At 38.1% G+C, this 22,416-nt stretch carries 22 protein-coding genes; 11 read left to right on the top strand and 11 right to left on the bottom strand.

The features are described 5' to 3' along the window. Positions 1-3 precede the first annotated feature (3 nt). The 5 genes from ABS768_RS10490 to ABS768_RS10470 are packed head-to-tail and all read right to left on the bottom strand — an operon-like array spanning position 4 to position 5,080. Entirely contained in the window at positions 4-1,446 is a 1,443-nt protein-coding gene (locus ABS768_RS10490; RefSeq protein WP_408074928.1) for a CCA tRNA nucleotidyltransferase, read from the bottom strand. Then, positions 1,447-2,022, bottom strand: coding sequence for an L-threonylcarbamoyladenylate synthase (locus tag ABS768_RS10485; RefSeq protein WP_408074927.1), 576 nt, complete (start codon positions 2,020-2,022; stop codon positions 1,447-1,449). Between the two features lie 2 nt (positions 2,023-2,024). Then, positions 2,025-3,137 (bottom strand): DegT/DnrJ/EryC1/StrS family aminotransferase, encoded by a 1,113-nt coding sequence (locus ABS768_RS10480; RefSeq protein WP_408074926.1) that lies wholly within the window; start codon positions 3,135-3,137, stop codon positions 2,025-2,027. A gap of 26 nt (positions 3,138-3,163) precedes the next feature. Then, positions 3,164-4,111 carry a hypothetical protein gene (locus tag ABS768_RS10475; protein WP_408074925.1) on the bottom strand — a complete coding sequence of 316 codons (948 nt, stop codon included), beginning with the start codon at positions 4,109-4,111 and terminating at the stop codon, positions 3,164-3,166. Further along, complete coding sequence (locus ABS768_RS10470; protein WP_408074924.1) at positions 4,112-5,080, bottom strand: hypothetical protein; 969 nt, start codon at positions 5,078-5,080, stop codon at positions 4,112-4,114. Positions 5,081-5,250: 170 nt separating this feature from the next. Between ABS768_RS10470 and ABS768_RS10465 the strand changes: the two genes are divergently transcribed. Both ABS768_RS10465 and ABS768_RS10460 read left to right on the top strand, forming a co-directional pair. After that, the gene (locus ABS768_RS10465) at positions 5,251-6,159 is read left to right on the top strand and encodes a hypothetical protein (protein WP_408074923.1); all 909 of its coding nucleotides are present in this window, start codon (positions 5,251-5,253) and stop codon (positions 6,157-6,159) included. Further along, complete coding sequence (locus tag ABS768_RS10460; protein WP_408074922.1) at positions 6,159-6,953, top strand: glycosyltransferase family 2 protein; 795 nt, start codon at positions 6,159-6,161, stop codon at positions 6,951-6,953. The genes ABS768_RS10465 and ABS768_RS10460 overlap by 1 nt, the downstream gene beginning before the upstream one ends. 2 nt (positions 6,954-6,955) lie before the next feature. Here the strand turns inward: ABS768_RS10460 and ABS768_RS10455 are convergent, their stop codons facing one another. Continuing rightward, positions 6,956-7,708, bottom strand: coding sequence for a glycosyltransferase family 2 protein (locus ABS768_RS10455; protein WP_408074921.1), 753 nt, complete (start codon positions 7,706-7,708; stop codon positions 6,956-6,958). A 123-nt stretch (positions 7,709-7,831) separates the two neighbouring features. Between ABS768_RS10455 and ABS768_RS10450 the strand changes: the two genes are divergently transcribed. Next, complete coding sequence (locus ABS768_RS10450) at positions 7,832-8,491, top strand: polysaccharide deacetylase family protein (protein ID WP_408074920.1); 660 nt, start codon at positions 7,832-7,834, stop codon at positions 8,489-8,491. Here ABS768_RS10450 and ABS768_RS10445 read toward each other — a convergent pair. Continuing rightward, positions 8,483-9,220, bottom strand: a complete 738-nt coding sequence (locus ABS768_RS10445; protein WP_408074919.1) for a glycosyltransferase family 2 protein — start codon at positions 9,218-9,220, stop codon at positions 8,483-8,485. The two genes, ABS768_RS10450 and ABS768_RS10445, sit on opposite strands and share 9 nt — an antisense overlap. Before the next feature lie 59 nt (positions 9,221-9,279). Here ABS768_RS10445 and ABS768_RS10440 point away from each other — a divergent pair, with 59 nt between their 5' ends. Then, positions 9,280-10,098 (top strand): glycosyltransferase family 2 protein, encoded by an 819-nt coding sequence (locus ABS768_RS10440; protein WP_408075069.1) that lies wholly within the window; start codon positions 9,280-9,282, stop codon positions 10,096-10,098. A gap of 17 nt (positions 10,099-10,115) precedes the next feature. On the opposite strand, the gene ABS768_RS10435 is transcribed toward ABS768_RS10440, so the two are convergent. Then, positions 10,116-11,177 (bottom strand): glycosyltransferase family 9 protein, encoded by a 1,062-nt coding sequence (locus ABS768_RS10435; protein ID WP_408074918.1) that lies wholly within the window; start codon positions 11,175-11,177, stop codon positions 10,116-10,118. 58 nt (positions 11,178-11,235) lie between these two features. Here ABS768_RS10435 and ABS768_RS10430 point away from each other — a divergent pair, with 58 nt between their 5' ends. Beyond that, on the top strand, positions 11,236-12,003 hold the full coding sequence (locus ABS768_RS10430) for a lipopolysaccharide kinase InaA family protein (protein WP_408074917.1): 768 nt from the start codon (positions 11,236-11,238) through the stop codon (positions 12,001-12,003). A gap of 48 nt (positions 12,004-12,051) precedes the next feature. Here the strand turns inward: ABS768_RS10430 and ABS768_RS10425 are convergent, their stop codons facing one another. After that, on the bottom strand, positions 12,052-12,867 hold the full coding sequence (locus ABS768_RS10425) for a 2,3,4,5-tetrahydropyridine-2,6-dicarboxylate N-succinyltransferase (RefSeq protein ID WP_408074916.1): 816 nt from the start codon (positions 12,865-12,867) through the stop codon (positions 12,052-12,054). Between the two features lie 135 nt (positions 12,868-13,002). Here ABS768_RS10425 and ABS768_RS10420 point away from each other — a divergent pair, with 135 nt between their 5' ends. From ABS768_RS10420 to ABS768_RS10410, 3 genes are all read left to right on the top strand, one after another. After that, a complete protein-coding gene (locus ABS768_RS10420) occupies positions 13,003-13,737 on the top strand; it encodes a class I SAM-dependent methyltransferase (RefSeq protein ID WP_408074915.1) in 735 nt (244 codons plus the stop codon). Positions 13,738-13,781: 44 nt separating this feature from the next. Further along, entirely contained in the window at positions 13,782-14,195 is a 414-nt protein-coding gene (gene ruvX, locus ABS768_RS10415; protein ID WP_408074914.1) for a Holliday junction resolvase RuvX, read from the top strand. Positions 14,196-14,302: 107 nt separating this feature from the next. Next, entirely contained in the window at positions 14,303-15,811 is a 1,509-nt protein-coding gene (locus ABS768_RS10410) for a malate:quinone oxidoreductase (RefSeq protein WP_408074913.1), read from the top strand. A gap of 46 nt (positions 15,812-15,857) precedes the next feature. Here ABS768_RS10410 and ABS768_RS10405 read toward each other — a convergent pair whose 3' ends face one another. Beyond that, complete coding sequence (locus ABS768_RS10405; RefSeq protein ID WP_408074912.1) at positions 15,858-18,074, bottom strand: FUSC family membrane protein; 2,217 nt, start codon at positions 18,072-18,074, stop codon at positions 15,858-15,860. A 167-nt stretch (positions 18,075-18,241) separates the two neighbouring features. Between ABS768_RS10405 and def the strand changes: the two genes are divergently transcribed. From def to mazG, 3 genes are all read left to right on the top strand, one after another. Continuing rightward, a complete protein-coding gene (gene def / locus ABS768_RS10400) occupies positions 18,242-18,829 on the top strand; it encodes a peptide deformylase (protein ID WP_408074911.1) in 588 nt (195 codons plus the stop codon). Positions 18,830-18,886: 57 nt separating this feature from the next. After that, positions 18,887-19,336: a DUF5606 family protein gene (locus ABS768_RS10395; RefSeq protein WP_408074910.1), complete on the top strand. Its 450-nt coding sequence runs from the start codon at positions 18,887-18,889 to the stop codon at positions 19,334-19,336. A gap of 135 nt (positions 19,337-19,471) precedes the next feature. Then, on the top strand, positions 19,472-20,245 hold the full coding sequence (mazG, locus tag ABS768_RS10390) for a nucleoside triphosphate pyrophosphohydrolase (RefSeq protein WP_408074909.1): 774 nt from the start codon (positions 19,472-19,474) through the stop codon (positions 20,243-20,245). 35 nt (positions 20,246-20,280) lie between these two features. On the opposite strand, the gene ABS768_RS10385 is transcribed toward mazG, so the two are convergent. Continuing rightward, positions 20,281-22,320 (bottom strand): DUF349 domain-containing protein, encoded by a 2,040-nt coding sequence (locus tag ABS768_RS10385; protein WP_408074908.1) that lies wholly within the window; start codon positions 22,318-22,320, stop codon positions 20,281-20,283. Positions 22,321-22,416 lie beyond the last annotated feature (96 nt).

Genomic DNA, 22,416 nt, shown 5'->3' with positions numbered 1-22,416 from the left:
ATATTATTTGGTAATAAGTCCCATTTTTTTTGCTTTGGTCATCATGAAATCATGAGCAGCCTGATACTCGTTAGGAATTTCCCCCTCCAGTATAGCTTCTTTAATAGCTTCTTTAAGTACGCCTATTTCGCGTGATGGCTTCAGGTTGAATATCTCCATGATTTCCTCACCCGATATTGGCGGCTGGAAATTACGGACATGATCTCTTTCCTCAACTTCAACAATCTTTTGGCGTACAATATTGAAGTTATTATGGTACTTTTTGAATTTTTGCGGATTCTTGGTCGTGATATCTGCAGAGCATAGTGTCATTAAATCATCTACATCTTCACCTGCATCAAATATCAGTCTGCGTACGGCTGAATCAGTTACTATATCCTGAGCCAGTACAATAGGGCGGGAGCTAAGCATAACCATTTTTGCCACATATTTCATTTTATGGTTAAGTGGCATGTGCAGTCTTTCAAACAGTTTTTTTACCATTTTTCCTCCTAAAAACTCATGCCCGTGGAATGTCCATCCGTGCTTTTTACTGAATTTTTTGGTAGGTGCTTTTCCTATATCATGTAATAATGCAGCCCATCTCAGCCATACATCTTCAGTATTTGGTACAATGTTGTCTACTACTTCCAGTGTGTGGTAAAAATTATCCTTATGGGTTTGTCCTTCCACTTCCTCTACACCTTTAAGTGCAGTAAGTTCGGGGATTATTATATCCAGCAGTCCTGTTTTTTCCATTAGTATAAAACCGATGGATGGTGTTTTAGACAGGAGTATTTTATTCAGCTCGTCTACAATACGTTCGCCCGAAATTATTTTAATACGCTCCTTATTTTTAGTAATTGCCTTTAGCGACTCTTCCTCAATGGTAAAGTTAAGCTGAGTGGCAAAACGGATGGCACGCATCATTCTAAGCGGATCGTCTGAATAGGTAATATCCGGATTTAATGGTGTACGGATAATGCCTTTGTGCAAATCACTCACCCCATTAAACGGATCTACCAGTTCGCCATAATTATCTTTATTAAGCGAAAGTGCCAGTGCATTGATGGTGAAATCCCTACGGTTTTGGTCGTCTTCCAGCGTACCGCTTTCCACAAACGGGTTACGGCTTTCACTACGGTAAGATTCCCTACGGGCACCTACAAACTCAATGTCTATAAACTCGCCTTTGCTCTCTTCATAGCGTAGCATGGCAGTACCATAGTTTTTAAATACCTGTACTTTTGGCTTGTTTGGCAACAGTGCAGAAACCTGTTGTGCCAGTTCTATACCGCTGCCCACAGCAACGATATCTATATCTTTCTTAAAGTTTCGTTTTAAAAGAAAATCCCTTACATAACCGCCTATCACGTAGCTTTCTAAATTAAGCTGTGCTGCGGCCTGAGAAATGATTTCAAATATCCTGTTATCCAGAGCTTCTTTATATGAAGTTTTGTTTTCCATTTAAGGTCGTATCACTTTTACCTGTAAATCATTGCCAAGCTTAATGATTGTTGAAGGCTTGGCGGCAACTTTATCGTGGTGCAAATTTACGATATAGTCTACTCCGTCCAAAATATGATGGTCTATTTCTTTAAAAGAATTAGGGGTAGGCATTCCGCTTATGTTAGCCGAAGTGGATACCAAAGGCCTTTTCATCCTTTCCATAAGCTTGTAGCAAAAGGGTTCTTTAACCAGTCGCATGCCTAAAGTATTATCGGGTGCTACAATGTTTTTTGCCACATTACGCGGGTTATCAAGTATTAGGGTAGTGGGCTTGTCTGTCACATCCAGTATTTGCCATGCTACCTCTGGTACTTGGTTAAAAACATTGTAAAGCATACGGTCGCCGTTCATTAAAACAATCATGCTTTTAGTTTCCTCACGCTGTTTAAGGGCATATATTTTTTTAATAGCCTCTTCGTTTGTAGCATCACAGCCTATTCCCCATACTGTATCAGTAGGGTAAAGTATTATGCCTCCGTTCTTAATTACCTCATAGGCATTGTGTACCTCTTCATTTACATTTTCTGTGCTCATGGCTAACTTGTATAACTGTTTAATGTATCTATAATGTGTTGTATCTCTTCGTTTGTAAGTACCGGGCTTATAGGCAGGCTCAGTACTTCGTTGTGTATTTGTTCTGTAATAGGGAACGACAGGTGATTGTATTCCTTGTAAGCTTCCTGTTTGTAAGGTGGAGTAGGGTAGTGTATAAGTGTTTGTATACCGTTATCTAAAAGATATTGCTGAAGCCTGTCCCTGTTTTTTGTCCTGATTACGAACAGATGCCATACATGCCTGCTTTTTATGGTAACATTTCCTGTTTCAGGCAGTATAATTTCGGGATTATTAACCGAGTCTATATAACGCTGTGCAATTTCCCTGCGTATCTGGTTTTCGCCATCAAGGTACTTTAACTTAACCGAAAGTACGGCAGCCTGTATTTCGTCTAGCCTTGAATTAAGCCCTTGATATTGATTTACATATTTTTGCTGCGAACCATAATTGGCCAGTGTGCGTATAGCTTGTGCCAGTTCACTGTTGTTTGTGGTAACGGCACCGGCATCGCCTAATGCCCCAAGGTTTTTACCCGGATAGAAGCTAAAGCCTGCGGCATCGCCAAGGTTTCCGGTTTTCACTCCGTTGAGGTCGGATCCTATAGACTGGGCATTGTCTTCCACTATCTTAAGGTTGTATTTTGTTGCTAATTTTATTAGCAAATCACTAAAAGCCGTTTGACCATATAGGTGTACGGTCATTATGGCTTTGGTTTTTTTGGTTATCTTTTCCTCTATTAATGAGAAATCAATGTTATAGGTGTAGATATCCGGCTCTACAAACACAGGAACCAGTCCGTTATCGGTAATACTGAGTACAGATGCTATATAGGTGTTTGCCGGTACTATGACTTCGTCTCCCGGTTTCATGATCCCAAGCTCAATATAGGCTTTGAATATAAGGCGCAGTGCATCCAGTCCGTTTGCCACACCAATGGTATGATTACTGCCTATGTATTCACATAGTTGTTTCTCGAAGGCTTTTACCTCTTCGCCAAGCAGGTACCATCCGCTCCTAAAGGTTTTTAGCAGTCGTTCCTCTATTTCCTGTTGGTGTTGCAGGTTGATTTTTTGTATGTCGAGGAATTTTATCATTGATTGAATTTTGTATAAAAATACTATTAATCCTTAATATTCAGTAGTGTTTTAACCCAGTTTTCCTGACTGTATTTTTTATAGATATGCTCCGGAAGCTCTTCGTAAGGTGTATTTAAAAACTCTGCAGGGATTGATTTTGTCTCCGGAGTCCAGATAAAAATATTATTTGGGTTGTAAAAATCATAACCCTTTATATCAGGATTGGTGGTAATCAGTTTTTTACCAAGTCCCATAGCTTCATACACCCTAAAGGATAACCCGCGTTGTATATCCTTATGGATATCCAATATTATACGGGACTTTCTCATAAGCTCTTTTGTTTCGTTAAAAGAGATATGTTTATCTATAAATTCAACCGATTTAGGCGCATCAGTAACATCGGGTAATGTTTCGGCATACTGTTTTATTACCACTTTTTGGTTTTGGGCTTCCAGTACTGTGGCTATTGTAGCAATAAGCGAATATCTTGAATCGTATGATGCGAGGAAGAACAGGTCATAATCATAATCGGTTACCCTTTCTTCGTGGAAGTAAAAGTTGGTGATAAGGTTAATGTTGTAATCTTTGGCGTCTTTTGGCTCAAAAGTAAATGCCTCATCAAAATATTGTATAGTGTGTGCTGCCGGAATATGGTCAAACGAATCCCAGTAGTAAGCCACACTGTGACTGGCTTTTTGGGTCAGTTTTTTAATGTGCTGAGGTAGCACCAGTTCGGCAGAAATCATTACCAAATAATCATAATGCTCTTCAAGTCCGTAAAGGTTCTGTTCGCTAGCCTTAATTTTTTTAAGGTTTTTGTTCAGGAATATTTTGAACAGGAAATTCTGAACCTTTTCCCAGGTGTTTTTGTACTTATAGTTTTTATATAAAACGGTGGTTACCTCACAACCCGAATATTTTTTGAATCCCTCTTCAAAAACTTTGTAAAGGTCGTAGCGTCCGTTGCTTAAAAATAATAGTTTCTTTTCCATTTATATAGTGTCACCTTTATCAAAAAATACAGTGTTGACCCAGTTGTCTATAGTATATTTATAGTATATGTTTTCGTCTAATGGTTCATATGGCGTTTCAAAAAAGGAAGCCTCAATTACAGGATTGTCTGCATCTACAATCAGTATGTTATTCGGATTGTAAAAATCATAGTCCTTAATGGTTTTGTTTGTTGTTATCAGTTTCTTTTGGTAGCACAGGGAATCAAATACCCTAAAGCTGAGACCGGTTTGGTTAAGCCTTACAATATCTACAAAAACCCTTGCATCATTCATATACTGGTCAAGCTTGTCCAGTTTTATAATATCCCTTTGATGGTTTATGTTTGGATTTAAGTCGGCAGGTTTATGTTTACCTATCAGCATAAAGTTGTAATTAATGTTTATACTATCCAGGCTGTTTGCTATGGCGTTAAGCGCCTGTAATCGTTCATCTATTGACAGTATCATAAATGCTCCGTAAGTAGCTTCGTTTGGTTGCTGTAACGGTTTTTTATCCATATAGATGTAGTTGCTTATTGGCGAAAAACCATATTGGGCAACATCATCTCTGTCAAAAGAGAATATCTTATCAAAAATATTATCCAGCAAATGGTCTATAGGGTAGCGTTTAGAACTGTCATACAGGTAGGCTATGTATTGTTTGGTATGTGCTTTTATCTGCCTGTGTATAGCAACAGGTATAAGCTCTGGGTTTATAACCAGTATTTTGTCCTGTGGCCCAAGTTTTTTTAGTTCGTCTAAAATATATTGGTGTTGCTTTATCTTTTTAATATTCCTTTTAAGGAGTGTTTTGCTGAGACTGTTTGTTATTCTATGTAAGGGGGTAGGGTATTTGTACTTAAATTTCCCGGTATTAATATGGTGTGCCTCTATGTTTTTGTCTTTAAGGGCTTTTATTATATGTTGGTCGTATTCCCAGTGGTCAAAGCTGATAAGGCATATTTTCATTTGAATAGATTTTAAGAGAAAGGCTTATAACTCATAAATTATTGCAAAAATATTATTTTTAACGACGGAATTGTTTAAAAAATAATAATTTGAAACAAATTATGATTCCATTATTATTTTGGTATTTTTGCCCACTTTAACATTTGTAGGCAAGTTAAAAGTACGTTATTATGAAGAAGATTCACGTTGGGTTCCTTTTGTCCTATGACTATGAGAAGCTTAAACTGGCTATTCCTCCTGTATATAAGGGGGCAGACAGGATTTTTATAGCAATGGATGAAAAGTTGAGAACCTGGTCTGGTAATACTTTTGAGGTGGATCCTTCATTTTTTGAATGGGTTAAGGAATTTGATGTCGATAATAAAATAGAGTATTATAAGGACAATTTTTATATTCCGGAACTTAATGCTATACAAAACGATACCCGTGAAAGGCACATGCTAGGCCTTAAAATGGGTATAGGTAACTGGTTAATACAGGTAGATAGTGATGAGTATTTTATAGACTTTGAACGTTTTGTAAAACATCTTAGGAAATACGACTGCTACCTTAAAAAACCGGAAAAGAACCCTATACAGTTTGCCGGCTTCCATATTAATGTATACAAATACCTTGACGATGGTTTGCTATACGTTAATAAGCCTACAAAGCTGCTTTTAGCTACTAACTACCCTAACTATAAGAACGCCAAGAATACTAAAGAAAGAATAGTGTATCACGATACTTTTATCCTGCATGAAGGCCTTGCCAGAACTGAAGAGGAACTGGAACTTAAACTGGCTAACTGGGGACATATGCATGAGGTGAACATGACTTTTTTGGATAAATGGAAAATGGCCAATAAAGATAATTACCATACCATTAAGGATGTTTTTTATCTTGAACCGGGAATATGGAAAGAGCTGGGGTATCTGCCTTCCAAATCCCTAACAGATTTAAAAAAACTGGTGGCGAATGACCCTAACCTGCAAATTCCGAAAATGAAACTTTTTTTCAGGAATTTTGGGCAGTGGTTTAAACATTCTAAAATTAAAAAACCGGGCTATAAGCCTTATTACGAAAAGTATTTTAACAGCTAATGGAAAAGTTTTCTGCCGCATTACTACTTTCTACTTACAACTGGCCACAGGCACTGGAGGTAGTTTTTAAAAGTATTAAGGAACAAACGGTACTTCCCGATGAAATTCTGATTGCTGATGACGGCTCTAAAAACGAAACCAAAAAACTGATAGACAGTTTTGCTGCTCAAATAAACGTACCTGTAAAACACTTTTGGCAGGAAGACGACGGCTTCAGGAAATCCAAAATACTTAATAAAGCTGTTGCAGGAAGCACGTCTGGCTATATTATTCAGGTTGACGGAGACTGTATTTTACATCGCAATTTTGTAGAAGATCATATAAAAGCGGCTCGTAAAGGGATGTACCTTTATGGTGCCAGGGTTAATATACTGGAAAGCGGAGTAACACAGGTGCTTGAGGATAAGGTTACTTCATTCGGGTTTTCTTCAAAACTGATAAAAAACAAAACACGCAGCCTGCATATTCCTTTTTTAGCAGGAATGTATAAACCTCATAAAGAGTATTCAGATAAATTCAGGGGATGTAACGTGTCGTACTGGAAAAGTGATTTTATAGCGGTAAACGGCTACAACGAAGCTTTTGAGGGTTGGGGCAGGGAAGACTCTGATTTGGTTATACGAATGGGTAATAACGGAGTTATGGCAAAACGACTGCGCTATGCGGGCATTGTTTTCCATATACATCACAAAATAAACTCAAGGGATAACTTTGAAACTAACGACAGGATTCAACAGGAAACTATTGCTAATAAAATAGTGCGTTGTGAGCAGGGAGTAAGCCAGTACCTGTAACTCTAGCTTATTTTTCTGTACTTCATCCAAAGCTGAATGTAACGTTTAAATACCGAGAATGAGTGGATGTAGGCGAGTACAAAGCCTTCTTTACCATCAAGTATACCCAGCCTGTAAAAATACTGCCAGCAAAAACGGTAAAACGGCCTGAATAAAAAGTGGTAGGCATTTGGCCTTACTTTTCTTCCATACAGGTTTTCTGCCTGTAGTTTACTGTAAAGGTTTAGCTTATTGTTGTAATTGTCAAAGCTTTTATAACTGTAATGGTCTACTTTTTCCTTTAGGGTGCATACTCTTCCTTTTGCTGTAATCACTTCGTGTACAAGTCCGGTATATTTACAGTGTTTTTTATTAAAAACACGAACAGCCTTATCTGTTCTCCATCCGCCATAGCGAATGTGTTTACCCATAAAATGGAACTTACGCTTAACAAAGTAAGCAACAATACCGTCTTTGTTTTCTACGGCTTGTTTTATCTCGGTTTCAAGAGCAGGGGTAACAATTTCGTCGAGGTCAAAAAATAATATCCAGTCGTTAGATGCCTGCTCTATGGCGAAATTTCTTTGGCTGGAAAAATCAGTAAATTCGTTTTTAATGAACTTTACGTTAAGTTCGTTTGCCAGTTTCTCGGTAGCATCGGTGCTGTATGAGTCTACGATAATAATTTCGTCTGCAAAAGACAGGCTTTCCACATACCTGTTTATATTCTCTTCTTCATTATAAGTAATGGCGAGGGCAGTTATTTTCGTACTCAAATTATTTTCTGGCATAAATGTTATATAATTGGCAAATGTAATAATTTTACACTTACTAAATTTTTAAAAATAATGACACAATTACCCGTTTTAATGTATCATAACGTGTGCGCTTTTAACGAAATGAGCAAAGGGCTGACAATTTCGCAACAAAAACTAGAGGAGCAATTTCAATATCTGGCATGCAATTATACTACTTTTCATTTATCTGAACTCGAAAAAAATGAAAATATTAAGAGTAAGGGAATTGTAATAACTTTTGATGATGTTACAGTGAATCAACTAGAGTTTGCCGTACCCTTGTTAGAGAAATATAAGCTTAAGGCAACCTTTTTTATTCCGTTTAATTATGTGGGTAAATCAGACTGGTGGAATAAGGGTGCCGAACCTATTATGGATGTACAACAGTTACAGTCGTTAAACTGTGATTTAATTGAGCTGGGGTATCACTCTTTTATACATGGTCGTTATGCTCAAATGAGCGATGAAGAGATAAATAACGATTTTGACCAATGCCGTACTTTTATTGACGAAAATAATCTTGATGTTTACCCTGCTGTGGCTTACCCTTATGGTAATTACCCTAAAAAGGAACCTGCAAAGTCACATTTTAAGCAATTGCTTGATAAAAACGGAATGAAAATGGGGCTTAAAATAGGCAACAGGATTAATAAATATCCGTTAAGGGAAAACTACGAAATACAGCGTATTGATGTAAAGGGCGAAGACAGCCTTTTTAAATTTAAGCTAAAACTGAAGTTTGGCAAGCTAAAATTATTTTAAGCCTCTTTGCAGCAGCAATAATTTTGCATAACGGGATAGTACTCCGTAGGCATTAATACTGGCAAGGGCAAGCCCCGGTACACCGTCTAAAAAGCCTCGTTTAATAATGTAGGTATGGAAAAAACGATACATGGGTTTAAAGATAAGATGGAAATAAGTAACCTTTTTACCTTTTTTAAAACTCATTCCGGCCTGAAACCATGCATATGAGTCCTTTTTTTGCAGCCAGTGAAAAAAGCCCTTGTAGGTATAGTGAACCATAAAGTTTTTAAGCTCGCCTATACTGCCGTTTACATTTAGTTTTTCATGTACATCTCCGGTAAACTTAATATCATTGTTTTTTACCAGCCTGGTAACGCGGTCTATTTTGTGGTATAAAAAGCGGTTCATGTAAAAATGCAGGAACTTAATTTTATAACCTTGGTGTTTTGGGTTGGCTATGGTATCCTGTATTTCAAACCACAGTTTTTGGGTAACGCGTTCATCGGCATCCATAAACAGTACCCAGTCTCCTGTAGCGTGTGGAAGGGCAAAGTTTTTTTGTGCCGAAAAATTATCAAACTTTCTTTCTATAACCTTGCATCCCAGTGCCTGTGCCTTTTCTTTTGTACTGTCAGTACTGTAAGAGTCTATTACAATAATCTCATAGGCTTCCTTAACTGATTTTACAGCATCCTCTATATAGGCTTCTTCGTTGTAGGCTGGGATAATTACAGAAAGTTTATTCATAAGCTGTAGCGCGGATTAGAATTACACAAAACTAAAAAAAATTGAATTATCTTTGCGGCATGATGCAAAAGAATATTTCTGTAATAATTAGTACATACAATTCGGTAGAGTGGCTGAAAAAAGTGCTATGGGGTTATAACACTCAAACTTATAAAGAGTTTGAAATGGTTATTGCAGATGATGGCTCACGTGAAGATACAAAGCAAATGATTGATGATATGAGGGAAGAGGTTTCTTATCCTATTATTCACGTTTGGCATGAAGATAACGGATTCCAAAAATCACAAATCTTGAACAAGGCAATACTCGCCTGTACTACAGATTATGTGTTAATGAGTGACGGAGACTGCATACCACGTCCTGATTTTGTGGAGCAGCACATTAAGTATAGGGAAGAGGGATATTTCCTTTCGGGAGGATACCATAAACTGCCTATGGAGCTTTCAAAATCACTTTCTAAAGAAGATATATATTCGGGCAGATGTTTTGATGTAGACTGGCTTAAAAAGAATGGTATGGCTACCTCGTTTAAAAATAATAAGGTAGATGCCATGGGGATAAAGAGTGCTATACTTAATATGGTAACTACTACGAAGCCAAGTTGGAACGGACATAACTCTTCCGGTTGGATAAAAGACATCAAGGCTATAAACGGTTTTGATGAAAGAATGCAGTATGGCGGACAGGACAGGGAACTGGGTGAAAGACTGGTTAACTATGGTATTATACCAAAGCAGATACGCTACAGTACCATTTGCCTGCACTTGGATCACCCTAGGGGCTATGCAACTCCCGAATCAATAAATAAAAACAGATCGATAAGGAAAGTAACCCGAACCGAGAAAAGAAAATGGACAGACCACGGCATCGTTAAATAACGGTGCTTTTTTTTGGTCTATTGGTTACTTTTAAGGAAAGCGTCCAGTTCCGGTAAAATCATTTCGGGCGTAAGTTGTTTGTAAAGTTCGTGCGGATCTTTCTCTATTTTCTTTCGCTCATCATAAGTAAAGCTGTCAAACAGGTTAGGTTTCATTTCCAGCAGGTGTACGCTTTTATGGAATTTGCCATCCTCAAAACTGGCCCAGTGTGCTTTGTTTACATAAGGAGAGAAAATAGTGAAGGTAGGTTTGCCTAAAGCCTTGGCGATGTGTACCGTTCCGCCTTCGTTAGCCACAAGAGCATCGGCCTGGTACATTACTTTTATAAAGTCGCGTATGGTTTTAGGGTATATATCAAGTATGATGTTTTCTTTGTATTTGCACATCTCATAAATTTTTATTGCCTCCTCCTTTTGGTGTGGTGCATAGTTGAAAAAGATGTACACGTTGTAGTTTTCGGTAATAAAGTCGCACATTTCGGCAACATACTCATAAGGCATTGATTTTTGTGGTGTACTGCCCAGTACCCCCATAACAATAACCTTTTTATCACTGTATTTGTTTAGCCAGTCTTCTTTCTTTTCTTCTTCAGAAAGGAATATGTGTGGCTCATAGTCTACCGGTTCAAAATTTCCTGCCATCTGTAACAGGTGTATGCGGTCTTCAATGGCTTTACCGCAAATATGTGTTCCTTCCTTTAAAGGACGGGTAGGGTGGGTGTAATACCCCCAGTTGCCCAGTTTTTTACGGCTTTTGTTGCCAATGGTCATTTTAGCTCCCGAAAATTTACAGATAATCCTGCTTTGGGTTTTGGAATAGGAGTCAAAAATAATATCATATTTTTCAGCTCTTACCTGTTGTATGGTTTCAATAAGTACAGGGAGTCTTTTCAGTTCCTTCTCATTAAGCGAAATAAAGCGGTCAATATTAGGGTTGTTCATTACCACACCTTCGGTGAAATCGTATGCCATAAGGTGGATTTCACTGTCGGGATATTTTGCTTTAAAGTTATTGGCAATTACCGATGCGATTAAAACGTCGCCTATTCGCTTATTTTGGATAATAAGTACTTTCTTCATACAACTAAATCTATTGCAAAGTAATACTTTTTTTCTACTTTTAAGGCAAAATTATCCTATGCCTTTAAACATCTATACCCATCCCGACTATGCTTCCCAAAAAGACTTAATACTCAGTTTGGTGCAGGGATTTCACAACGAGGGGCAACTGCTGGTTAAAGGCTCCCGAAACATTATAAAGATTAATATATTAGGCGACGAAAAAGTCAATATTAAGTACTTTAAAAGGCCTAATGCAATGAATTCGGTAGTGTATTCGTGGTTAAGGCCCTCTAAGGCGAGGCGGTCGTTTGAGTATGCGCAGTACCTTTTGGAGCATGATATACTTACGCCTTTTCCTATTGCTTATGTTGAAGAACGTACTGCAACAGGGCTAAAGGAGAGTTTTTACATATGCAGGCATATAGATTATGATTTCACTTTTAGGGAGCTGATACACGACCCAATGTTTGAAAACCGAAGGGAGATATTGGAACAGTTTACTGAGTTTACCTTTAAAATGCATGAAAACAGGGTTAACTTTTTAGACCATTCGCCGGGAAATACACTTATAGTAAATAGGGGGAACGCTAATTATGATTTTTACCTTATAGATCTTAACAGGATGAAGTTTGAGGATATGGATATCGAGACCCGTATGGATAACTTTAAAAAGTTATGGCCATCGCGTGCTATGGTTAAGATTATGGCCAATAAGTATGCCGAATTAAGTAATCAGCCTGCCGAAAAGCTTTATGCGATATTGATGGAAAAAACGGTAGCTTTTAAAAAGAAGATTACCAAAAAGAAATACCTGAAACGAAAGCTGAAAGGGAAAAGGAAATAAAAAAGGGATTGTGGAAACAATCCCTTTTTTGCTATATGAACAATATGATTATACTGCTACGTCATACTCCCTAAGTGCATTGTTAAGGGAAGTTTTAAGATCGGTAGATTCTTTACGTTTACCAATGATAAGCGCACACGGAACCTGATATTCTCCGGCTGCAAATTTTTTGGTATAGCTACCCGGTATAACTACGCTGCGTGCAGGTACAATACCTTTCATCTCTACAGGAGTATTTCCTGTAACATCAATAATTTTTGTAGAGGCAGTAAGGCAAACGTTAGCGCCAAGTACGGCTTCTTTTTCTACTTTTACACCTTCTACCACTATACATCTTGAACCTATAAAGGCACCATCTTCAATAATAACCGGAGCGGCTTGTAACGGTTCTAATACACCACCAATACCTACACCACCGCTAAGGTGAACATTTTTACCAATTTGAGCACAACTACCCACAGTTGCCCAAGTATCTACCATTGTGCCTTCATCTACATAGGCACCAATGTTTACATAACTTGGCATAAGAATAACACCCGATGAGATATAAGCACCATGACGCGCGACAGCATTTGGTACTACACGAACACCTTTTTCGGCATAATTACGTTTTAAAGGCATTTTGTCGTGGTATTCAAAAATACCTGCTTCAAGGGTTTCCATTTTCTGGATAGGGAAATACATAACCACTGCTTTCTTAACCCATTCGTTAACCTGCCATCCGCCTTCAATTGGTTCGGCAACACGAAGTTTACCTAAGTCAAGCTGCTCAATAACCTCACGAATCGCATTTGTTGTTGTCTCTTCCTGTAACAGGGCTCTGTTTTCCCAGGCCTGTTCTATAATGGTTTGTAAATTGCTCATGTTCAAATTTTATTTTGTGCAAAGATAAGCATAGGTGTTACAAAACTGAAAACGAATAAACAAATATCACAAACTAACGCCATTCTATTAAATTACTTCTTATTTGGTATCTTTACGGTATTAGCGAATCAAAGTATGAAAGATAATTTTTCCACTCAGGCTGGTTTATATGCCCGGTTTCGTCCCTCTTATCCTAAAGAGATGATTGATTTTGTAGTGTCCCAGGTTGCAGATAAAGAAACGGCGCTTGATGTTGCTACCGGAAACGGACAGGTAGCCGGGGCACTGTCAGAGCATTTAAAAAAAGTGTTTGCTACTGATATCAGCCAAAAACAGCTGGATAATGCCATTAAAAAGGATAACATAGTTTATAGCGTTAGCCCTGCCGAAAAAACAGGCTTTAATGCTCAAACCTTTGATTTGGTTACTGTGGCACAGGCAATACACTGGTTTGATTTTGATGCTTTTTATAAGGAGATATATCGCATATTAAAACCGAACGGATTGTTTGCAGTATTGGGTTACGGACTACTTTATACCAATGCCAGAGCCGACAGGGTACTACATGATTTTTATACAGATATAGTTGGTCCGTATTGGGATCCTGAGAGGAAATACCTTGATGAAAACTATACTACAATACCATTTCCTTTTGAAGAGCAGGAAACCCCTAAGTTTGTAAATGAGTTTACCTGGGAGTTTGAGCAGCTTATAGGGTATTTAGAAACATGGTCGGCAGTGCAGCATTATATAAAACAGAATAACTCTAACCCTATCGATCTGATTAGGGAAACACTGAGAGAAGCCTGGCAAAAAGGGGATAAAAAAGTTTATTTTCCATTACTTTTGCGTATGGGTAAGTTGGTTTAGCTTTCTGTATAAACTGTAACCTGAAACTTTTAATTAAAAACAAAATGAGAGTACTGGCAATAGATTACGGACAAAAAAGAACAGGTATAGCAGTAACCGATGATATGCAGATAATAGCATCGGGGCTAACCACTATAGATACCCCTAAATTAATAGACTTTTTAACCGATTATTTCGCTAAGGAAAATGTAGGAAAAGTACTTGTTGGAGAGCCAAAACAGATGAATAACGAGCCTTCACAAAGTGCGCCGCTAATTAACGCTTTTGTAGAGAAATTTAAACTCCAATTTCCTGATATGGAATTAGAAAGGGTTGACGAACGTTTTACAAGTAAGATGGCCTTTCAAACCATGATAGATAGTGGGCTTAAAAAGAAACAAAGGCAGAATAAAGCTTTAATTGATGAGATTTCTGCAACAATTTTGCTTCAGGATTATTTATCAAGAAAAAAAATATAACTTTTTGTTAACATTTCATAAAAATTAACTTTAACATAAGTATAGGGGTGGTTTATGATAGTTTTTTGATAGTTAAAAATTAACTTTGCACTTTCAAAATTTACACAATGTCCACTACTATACAGTACGAACCAGATGTGGTTCTTATTGGCGCTGGTATAATGAGCGCCACTTTAGGTATGTTCCTGAAGGAGCTTATGCCTGAAGTAAAGATTGATATTTATGAAAGGCTGGATGTGGCAGCTGCCGAAAGTTCTGATGCATGGAATAATGCGGGTACAGGGCACTCTGCTTTTTGTGAACTAAACTATACTCCCGAGCTTCCCAATGGCTCTATAGAAACTGTAAAAGCTGTGAAGATTGCTGAATGGTTTGAGGTTTCAAAACAATTTTGGGCTTACCTTGTAGAGAAAAACCGTATTACTAACCCCGAAGATTTTGTGAGGAGTGTACCACACATGAGCTTTGTTTGGGGAGAAGAGAATGTGGAGTACCTTAAAAAACGTTTTGAGGCTTTACAGAAATTCCCGCTTTTTAAAGGAATGGAATTCTCTACCGAAAGGGAAACCATCAAATCATGGATGCCTCTTGTTATGGAAGGGCGTGATGAGAAACAGCCTATTGCAGCGACCAATATGAAAATTGGTACCGATGTTAACTTTGGCGAGCTAACACGTGATATGTTTGCATGGTTAGGTGAGCAGGAAGGGGTAAACCTTTACTTCGGTCACGAAGTATCGAGTATGAGACGTTCAGGCCTTGGCAACGGAAAATGGAAACTTAAAATCAAAAATCTTGAAACGGGTAAAAAGTTCAGGCAATACACACCGTTCGTGTTTATTGGTGCCGGCGGAGGATCACTTCACCTACTGGAGAAAGCAGATATTCCTGAAGGTAGCGGTTTTGGTGGTTTCCCTGTAAGCGGCCAGTGGCTTAAATGCGTTAACGAAGAAGTTATTAAAAAACACCAGGCCAAAGTATACGGTAAAGCATCGGTTGGAGCACCGCCTATGTCAGTTCCTCACATTGATACCCGTATGATAAACGGTAAAAGAGAGTTGTTATTCGGCCCTTATGCCGGGTTTAGTACCAAGTTCCTTAAAAACGGTTCTTACTTTGATTTGCCTACTTCTATCAAGGCAAACAACATTGGGCCAATGCTTGCGGCAGGTTACCATAACATGTCACTTACCAAATATCTTATTGAGCAGGTAACACAATCTAAGGCCGACAGGCTTGAAGCGCTTAAAGAATACCTTCCGGATGCTAAGATGGAAGACTGGGTTCTTGAAACTGCCGGACAACGTGTTCAGGTTATCAAAAAGGATGAGGAAAAAGGTGGTAAACTTGAGTTTGGTACTGAGGTTATTAATAGTGCCGATGGGTCTCTTGCAGTGCTTTTAGGGGCATCTCCTGGAGCTTCTACAGCAGTATCTATAATGCTTGATCTTATTCAGCGTTGTTTTCCTGAAAAGGTAGCTTCGCCGGAATGGCAGGCTAAACTTAAGGAAATGATACCTTCTTTCGGGCAGCCGCTTAATGAGAACGAGGAACTTCTTAAGGAAGTAAGAAAGCATTCTGAAAAGATGCTTGGCCTTGTAAGCTTAGAAGATTAATACAATAGTATATACATGAAAATCCCCTGCATCGCAGGGGATTTTTTTATTTGGTAAGTTCCAGTTGTTTTGTTGCGGTAAGTATTTTTTCCGATAGCCCGTTAAGCCAAACCAACTGTTCTATTATCAGGTTGGCTTCCTCCATTTTTAAACGGAATTCATTTTCATCATCAGGTGTGCTTTCTTTTAGCTCACGTGCTCTTATGTTTCTAAGCTCTGTAAAACGCATAGCCAGTTCTTCCTTATCAGAACAGTAAGTTTCAGAAGATGTTTCTGCAGAAAGTAATGCTACAGAATGATCCAGATTTTTTATAACGGCATTAACCACCACATTAAAAGCTTCAGATGCTTTTGATGTTTTGTGTGACTGTATATAAGTACCCAGTGACGCCAGTGACGATACAAGTGTATGATTAAGTACTGCCAGTTTGTATACCTGCTGTACCTGTTTTTGTTTTGATTTAGGTTCCTGTATCATACGCTGGTAGGACGACATCAGATTACCCAGTTCTACAAAGGCGCTTTTACGGGCTAGTTTATAGGCGGTGGATACGCTTCCTTTCTCGTTATAAAAAAGGGATATTTCATTAAGGTAATTCCTGTTAGCCTCAATAGATTTTTTAATATATACCGGAAGGCTCAAAAACTCCCAGGCAGGCCACAGGAAATAGTTGGCTGCAAAAGCCAGTACTGCACCAACGGCAGTATCGAATACCCTATATTGAATTACTTCCCTAACATTTGGGGTAAGCATACCATACAGGAACACCACGTATATAGTAACAAAAGTAGCCCCTATACTGTAGTTTATAGAGGTGAAGGCAAGCCCAAGTACCATAGCGGTGACAGCCAGTATCGCAATTACAGATGTACTTTTTATAACACTTAACAGGGCGAAAGCAATTACTGCACCAGCAACCGTACCTATTATACGCTGAAAGGAGCGTTGTTTGGTGAGGCCATAACCGGGACGCATAATCACGATTATGGTTAGGAGTATCCAGTAAGGATTTTGCATTTGGAAAATAAGTCCTAAACTAAAACCTATAATCATGGTAACCGTTAATCGTAATGAGTGCCTGAAAATAGTAGACGATAAACTAAGGTTTTCTTTAAGTGTCCTAAAAGGGTAATATTCGGGTGTAAGGAATTTTTGAAGGTCTTTATCCCTTTCCTTTAAATCCTTAAAGTTCATGGTAGAGGTAAAAGCTCTTTCAATAGTCTTGATCTTTTCTACCTGCTTCTCGGCATAGTGCAGCATGTTTAAAAGCATCCATACCCCTTCAGAAGCTTCAGCCTCACTAAGAGCGTTACGGTAAGATTCTATGGCTCTTTCTACACTTTCCAAATCTTCAATAAGGTTGTGTTTCGAAATGTATTTTTTTCGGTTCTCTATACTTTTGGCAATCCTTTTAAGGGAAGCTCCTAAGTTGTAGGCCAGGTTTTGGTAGGTGTCAAGCACCTTAGGGTGTTCACTGAATTTGTGCTGTAGCTTACTGTGGTCAAATGAGGTAGAGAGCGCCAGTTCCAGTATATCTACCATGGATATAAAAACCAACAGCATTTTACGGGTACGGTTGGAACTACCCGCTGTAGACCTGTTACGTATAAGTATCTCCCTTAAACTCTCGTGTATGGTGTTTAACTCCACCTGTAGGTGTAGCTGTTTCTCTACTATTTTTTCCCTGTCGGCATCTTTTTCCCAAAGGTTACCGCGCAGTTTCATGTACTTAGCAGTAAGTTTAAGGCATTCTACCATTTGGAGTTCAGTATAGCGGTGTGGGCTAACAAGCTTGAACAGTACTGATATGGTGGTGTATATAAGTCCGCCGGCAAGCGAAAGTGCAGTGTATATTGCAATATCCCATCCGTCACGAAGGTGCCCTGTTGCAAGTGCTATAGCAAGCAGTCCGGAAAACGATACCATAGTTGCCCTTTGCCCGTAAACCGAAATCATAGAAAGAAAAAATACCATAACTATGGCAAACGGATAAAAAAGCAATGGTACAGGGTGTAACAGGTTTACCATAAGGGTACAGCCCGATACTATTAGTGTAGTGATAAGTAACCCTCTTACTTTGTGCTGTAAATTACTGGGAATATCGGCAGGATAGGTAAGAAAAGAGCCCAGTGCCACAGCGATACCATATTGAAAGTATCCCAGTTGTGTGAGTATAATAAGCGGCATTGCCGAAGCTATGGTTACTATAACTGCTTTAGTAAAATTGGTGCTGTCTGCAAAGCGTCTTAATCTCTCAATCATACGTGTCCGAATGATGTGCAAAGTTACTAAATGCTTTAAAAACTATGTTTGTTTACGAGTTAATTCTCACAAAACTTTAGCATTTGGCATTATATGGGGTTTTGGCAAAAAGAGTATCGTTTTTATTTACTATTTTTGCGCTCAGCCCAAAATAAATTAAAATAGATATGATTTTACCGATTATAGGATATGGCGATCCGGTTTTAAGGAAAAAAGGAGAAGATATACCACAGGATTATCCTAATCTTAGTGAGCTGGTTGCTAATATGTTTGAGACGATGTATAATGCTTATGGTGTAGGGCTTGCTGCACCACAGGTAGGGCTTGCTGTCAGGCTATTTGTTATAGATACGAGTCCGTTTGCAGATGATGAAGAGCTTAGTAAAGAAGAGCAGGAGCAGTTAAGCGGTTTTAAAAAGGCGTTTATAAACCCTGTTATCACTAAGGAAGAAGGAGAAGAATGGGGCTTTAACGAAGGTTGCCTTAGTATACCGGATGTACGTGAAGATGTATACCGTAAAGAAAGAATAACAATTGAATACTATGATGAGAACTTTAATAAGCATACCGATGTGTATGACGGACTTATTGCAAGGGTGATTCAGCATGAGTATGACCATATAGAAGGTATATTGTTTACAGACAGGATTTCTACGCTTAAAAAGAAGCTTATTAAGAAAAAACTGCAAAATATAATGGAAGGGAAAACAAGACCTGATTATAAAATGAAATTTGTTGCCAAAAAAGGCAGATAATTTTTGTTTTTATAGTCAAAGATTAGATATTTGTCTCCCTTAAAAAAAACAACAATAATGAGCATTCAGAAAATATTATCAATTTCAGGAAAACCGGGTTTATATGCCCTTAAATTACAAACCCGTACAGGGTTTGTTGCAGAGTCTTTAGTAGATGGTAAAAAAATTACTGTAGGTTTAAGAAGTAATGTTAGCCTTTTATCTGAGATCTCTATTTATACGTATGACGGAGAAGTTAGACTAAGTGAAGTATTCACTGCAATCGCTAAAAAAGAAGATAACGGACCTGCTATTTCTCACAAAGAAAGCAACGATAAGCTTACGGACTATTTTAGAGAAGTGCTTCCTGACTTTGACGAAGACAGAGTATATGCTTCTGACATTAAAAAAATACTTAACTGGTATAACATGCTTCAGCCTAAAGGGCTTGTTTCTAAAGATGAGCCTGCAGAAGGTGAAGGTGAAGAAGCTCCTGCTGCCGAAGCGGAAGTTAAATCAGAGGAATAAAAATTTTTCTTACTAAATTAACTAATCCTGTCGCTATCCCATACAGCGGCAGGATTTTTTATTTTACACACTTATAAAATACTCATTAGGGATAAACTCTTTTTATATTTTATCTTTGTTTAAAACATACTTCTTATGAATACAAGACAGCAGCAATTAGAGGCTTTTAACAGGTTACTGGATATAATGGACGATTTGAGGGAAAAGTGCCCGTGGGACAGGAAACAAACCTTACAGAACCTGCGTCACCTAACCATTGAGGAAACCTATGAACTGGGTGATGCCATACTGGATAACGACCTGCAGGAAGTTAAAAAGGAACTGGGTGATATATTGCTGCACATTGTGTTTTATGCAAAAATAGGAAGTGAAACAAACGATTTTGATATAGCCGATGTGGCAAACGAAATATGTGAAAAGCTAATACACCGCCACCCACATATTTATGGTGATGTAAAGGTGGAAAATGAAGAGGAGGTAAAACAAAACTGGGAAAAGCTTAAGCTAAAGGAGGGGAAAAAATCAGTACTGGAAGGTGTGCCTAAAAGTTTGCCTGCACTTGTAAAGGCCAGTCGTATTCAGGACAAGGCAAAAGGAGTAGGGTTTGACTGGGAAGAACCCGAGCAGGTTTGGGAAAAGGTACAGGAAGAGTTACAGGAACTGCATGATGAGGTACAGGGAAGTGATCAGGATAAAATCGAATCAGAATTTGGTGATGTGCTGTTTTCCATGATTAATTATGCACGTTTTTTAAATGTAAACCCCGAAGATGCCCTGGAGCGTACCAATAAAAAATTCATCAATCGTTTTACCTACCTTGAAAGTAAAGCGGGTGAAATGGGTAAATCACTTGCCGATATGACACTAGCCGAAATGGATGTGTTTTGGAATGAAGCCAAAAAATTATAAAATTAAAAAGCCATCTCACTGAGATGGCTTTTTTGTTATTCGTTATTTTCCTGTTGGATGTTTCTTATTTGTTTAAGTTTTTCCTTCCAGGTTTTTAACTCTTCCTTATGGCGGTCAATATTTTTGTGTATCTCTTTTATAAAAGGATTATCATCCTTCGCGTTAGAGATAAACTGAATATTGTTTTCCAGCTGTAGTATTTCGCTTTGTACCTCGTCAATCTTACGCATAATGAAAATCTGTTCGTTTTCAAGTTTGCGGGTATCATCATTGTCTACAAGCTGCTCAAGTCGGTTATTAAATTTAACCATCTCAGCCTCTTTTTTAGACATGCTTAGTTTATCAAACAGTGCATCCAGTATTTTATTGAATTTACCTTCAATATGGCGTCTTGACTGTGGTACACGACCCAGGCTTTTCCAGTTGTCTATATGTTGCTTAATAGCATCAAGATCGGTTTTGTGATCGCCTGTAAGTTCAAAACTCTTAAGGTCTTCAAGGTATTCTTTCTTCTTGTCAAAAGCCTCAATTTCCTCTTTGTTAACCTCATTTCTTACAGCGTGAAGCCTGTCAAAATAATGGTTACATGCCGCTTTAAACTCTTTCCAAACTTTATCAGAATACTTTCTTGGAACGTGTCCTATTTTTTTCCAGTCTTCCTGAATCTGTTTCATTATAGGAGTGGTAGCGCTAAAGTCTTCACTGTCTTTAAGTGATTCTGCCTTTTCTACCAGTTCCATTTTTTTGGAAAGATTATCCTGTTGTTCTTTCTTAATGTCCTTGTAGAAAGCGTTTTTGTTAGAATTAAACTCTCTTACTGCCGACTTAAAGTGAGCCCAGGTATCTTCGTTCACTTCAATAGGTACTTTACCTGCTTCAAAGAAAGCAGATCGTAAAGCTTCTATTTTTTCTATTTGTCCCTGCCATGCATTATGAGAGCTAACTTTTTCTTTAGCAATCTCCTCAATTTTGGCAATGATTTCTTTTTTCTTCGCTAGGTTTTCTTCTTCCTTGCCTCTTAGTTGAGCGAAAAAGGCCTCACGCTTATCGTGTAATTGTTTTGTAAGCTCACTAAACTGATTCCATATTTCCTCGCGGTGTTCTCTGTCTACAGGCCCTATTTCTTCTTTCCATATTTTATGTAAAGACTGGAGTTCCCTAAAGGCCTTATTAATATCTTCTTCCTGTAACAGTTCTTCAACACGCTCTATAATTTTTTGCTTTTGCTCAAGGTTGTGCTTAAAGTCTAAATCGCGTGCTTCCCTATCTAGGTGAAGATGATCGTAAAAACGCTCAATATGAAAATGGAAGTTATTCCAAACATGGTTGTATTTATCACGCGGGATAGGTCCGGCGTTTTTCCACTGTTCACGAATGGTGTTAACGTGTTTAAGCGAATCGCTTATACTCTCGTCGCCATCTATAACCCTTTTAAGCTCTTCTATGAGGGCAACCCTTTTTTCAAGATTGGCTTTAAGGTTATTTTGCAGTGATTTGAAATGTGCATTTCTTTTATCTCTGTATTCGCTGTAGGCAGAATCAAACCTGTTTTTTAACGGGAAGTGATATTCAAACCCAGATGTGTCGCCATCATTGTCATGGCTGTATTCATCCCTTTTCTCTTCGATGAGATGATTGTATTTAGAATAAAATTCTTTCTTTATTTCTTCAACGTGCTCTTTAACAGACATTACTTTCTCGTGAGCCACTAATTTTTCCAGCTCATCGGTAAGTTTTTCCATAGAAAAGGCTTCGTAGTTCTGCATAGGTATATTATGCCTTTCTGAAGCGGAATCATCTTCGCTGTCTTCTGCATTAGAATCTTCTATCGCTTCGACTGCTGATTTTTTCTTAGGAGTGCCTTCCTGCTCGTTTTCTTTGTTTCCTGCACTCAATAGTTCTTCGGGAGCAAAAGGCATTTGCCCTTCGGTTTCATGAATATCGCCAAATTCATTAAGCCCTTTGTTTTCTTCATTGGGTTCGTTGGCAAGTTCATTCTTGTCTATTGCTCCGTTTAGTTCCTTTAACTCCTTTCCATCTGCATCCTGCAGGTTATCATTCTTTTCTTCTAACATTTCTTTAAATGCTTAAGGTTTATATTGTGCTTTACTTCCCGAAGATAGTAAAGCCTGTTTAAAATTCAAAAAAAAACGCTATATTATGTTAATTAT

Source organism: Flavobacterium rhizophilum (assembly GCF_046000485.1).
Classification (GTDB): Bacteria; Bacteroidota; Bacteroidia; order Flavobacteriales; family Flavobacteriaceae; genus Flavobacterium; species Flavobacterium rhizophilum.
The sequence above is the reverse complement of the archived record's forward strand: the minus strand, read 5'-3'. Positions and strand labels throughout refer to the sequence as shown.

Excerpts from the sequence above, each read along its gene's own strand:
- ABS768_RS10490 (WP_408074928.1), bottom strand. The coding sequence starts at position 1,446 with ATGGAAAACAAAACTTCATATAAAGAAGCTCTGGATAACAGGATATTT.
- ABS768_RS10485 (WP_408074927.1), bottom strand. The coding sequence starts at position 2,022 with ATGAGCACAGAAAATGTAAATGAAGAGGTACACAATGCCTATGAGGTA.
- ABS768_RS10480 (WP_408074926.1), bottom strand. The coding sequence starts at position 3,137 with ATGATAAAATTCCTCGACATACAAAAAATCAACCTGCAACACCAACAG.
- ABS768_RS10475 (WP_408074925.1), bottom strand. The coding sequence starts at position 4,111 with ATGGAAAAGAAACTATTATTTTTAAGCAACGGACGCTACGACCTTTAC.
- ABS768_RS10470 (WP_408074924.1), bottom strand. The coding sequence starts at position 5,080 with ATGAAAATATGCCTTATCAGCTTTGACCACTGGGAATACGACCAACAT.
- ABS768_RS10465 (WP_408074923.1), top strand. The coding sequence starts at position 5,251 with ATGAAGAAGATTCACGTTGGGTTCCTTTTGTCCTATGACTATGAGAAG.
- ABS768_RS10460 (WP_408074922.1), top strand. The coding sequence starts at position 6,159 with ATGGAAAAGTTTTCTGCCGCATTACTACTTTCTACTTACAACTGGCCA.
- ABS768_RS10450 (WP_408074920.1), top strand. The coding sequence starts at position 7,832 with ATGAGCAAAGGGCTGACAATTTCGCAACAAAAACTAGAGGAGCAATTT.
- ABS768_RS10445 (WP_408074919.1), bottom strand. The coding sequence starts at position 9,220 with ATGAATAAACTTTCTGTAATTATCCCAGCCTACAACGAAGAAGCCTAT.
- ABS768_RS10440 (WP_408075069.1), top strand. The coding sequence starts at position 9,280 with ATGATGCAAAAGAATATTTCTGTAATAATTAGTACATACAATTCGGTA.
- ABS768_RS10435 (WP_408074918.1), bottom strand. The coding sequence starts at position 11,177 with ATGAAGAAAGTACTTATTATCCAAAATAAGCGAATAGGCGACGTTTTA.
- ABS768_RS10430 (WP_408074917.1), top strand. The coding sequence starts at position 11,236 with ATGCCTTTAAACATCTATACCCATCCCGACTATGCTTCCCAAAAAGAC.
- ABS768_RS10425 (WP_408074916.1), bottom strand. The coding sequence starts at position 12,867 with ATGAGCAATTTACAAACCATTATAGAACAGGCCTGGGAAAACAGAGCC.
- ABS768_RS10420 (WP_408074915.1), top strand. The coding sequence starts at position 13,003 with ATGAAAGATAATTTTTCCACTCAGGCTGGTTTATATGCCCGGTTTCGT.
- ruvX (WP_408074914.1), top strand. The coding sequence starts at position 13,782 with ATGAGAGTACTGGCAATAGATTACGGACAAAAAAGAACAGGTATAGCA.
- ABS768_RS10410 (WP_408074913.1), top strand. The coding sequence starts at position 14,303 with ATGTCCACTACTATACAGTACGAACCAGATGTGGTTCTTATTGGCGCT.
- ABS768_RS10405 (WP_408074912.1), bottom strand. The coding sequence starts at position 18,074 with ATGATTGAGAGATTAAGACGCTTTGCAGACAGCACCAATTTTACTAAA.
- def (WP_408074911.1), top strand. The coding sequence starts at position 18,242 with ATGATTTTACCGATTATAGGATATGGCGATCCGGTTTTAAGGAAAAAA.
- ABS768_RS10395 (WP_408074910.1), top strand. The coding sequence starts at position 18,887 with ATGAGCATTCAGAAAATATTATCAATTTCAGGAAAACCGGGTTTATAT.
- mazG (WP_408074909.1), top strand. The coding sequence starts at position 19,472 with ATGAATACAAGACAGCAGCAATTAGAGGCTTTTAACAGGTTACTGGAT.
- ABS768_RS10385 (WP_408074908.1), bottom strand. The coding sequence starts at position 22,320 with ATGTTAGAAGAAAAGAATGATAACCTGCAGGATGCAGATGGAAAGGAG.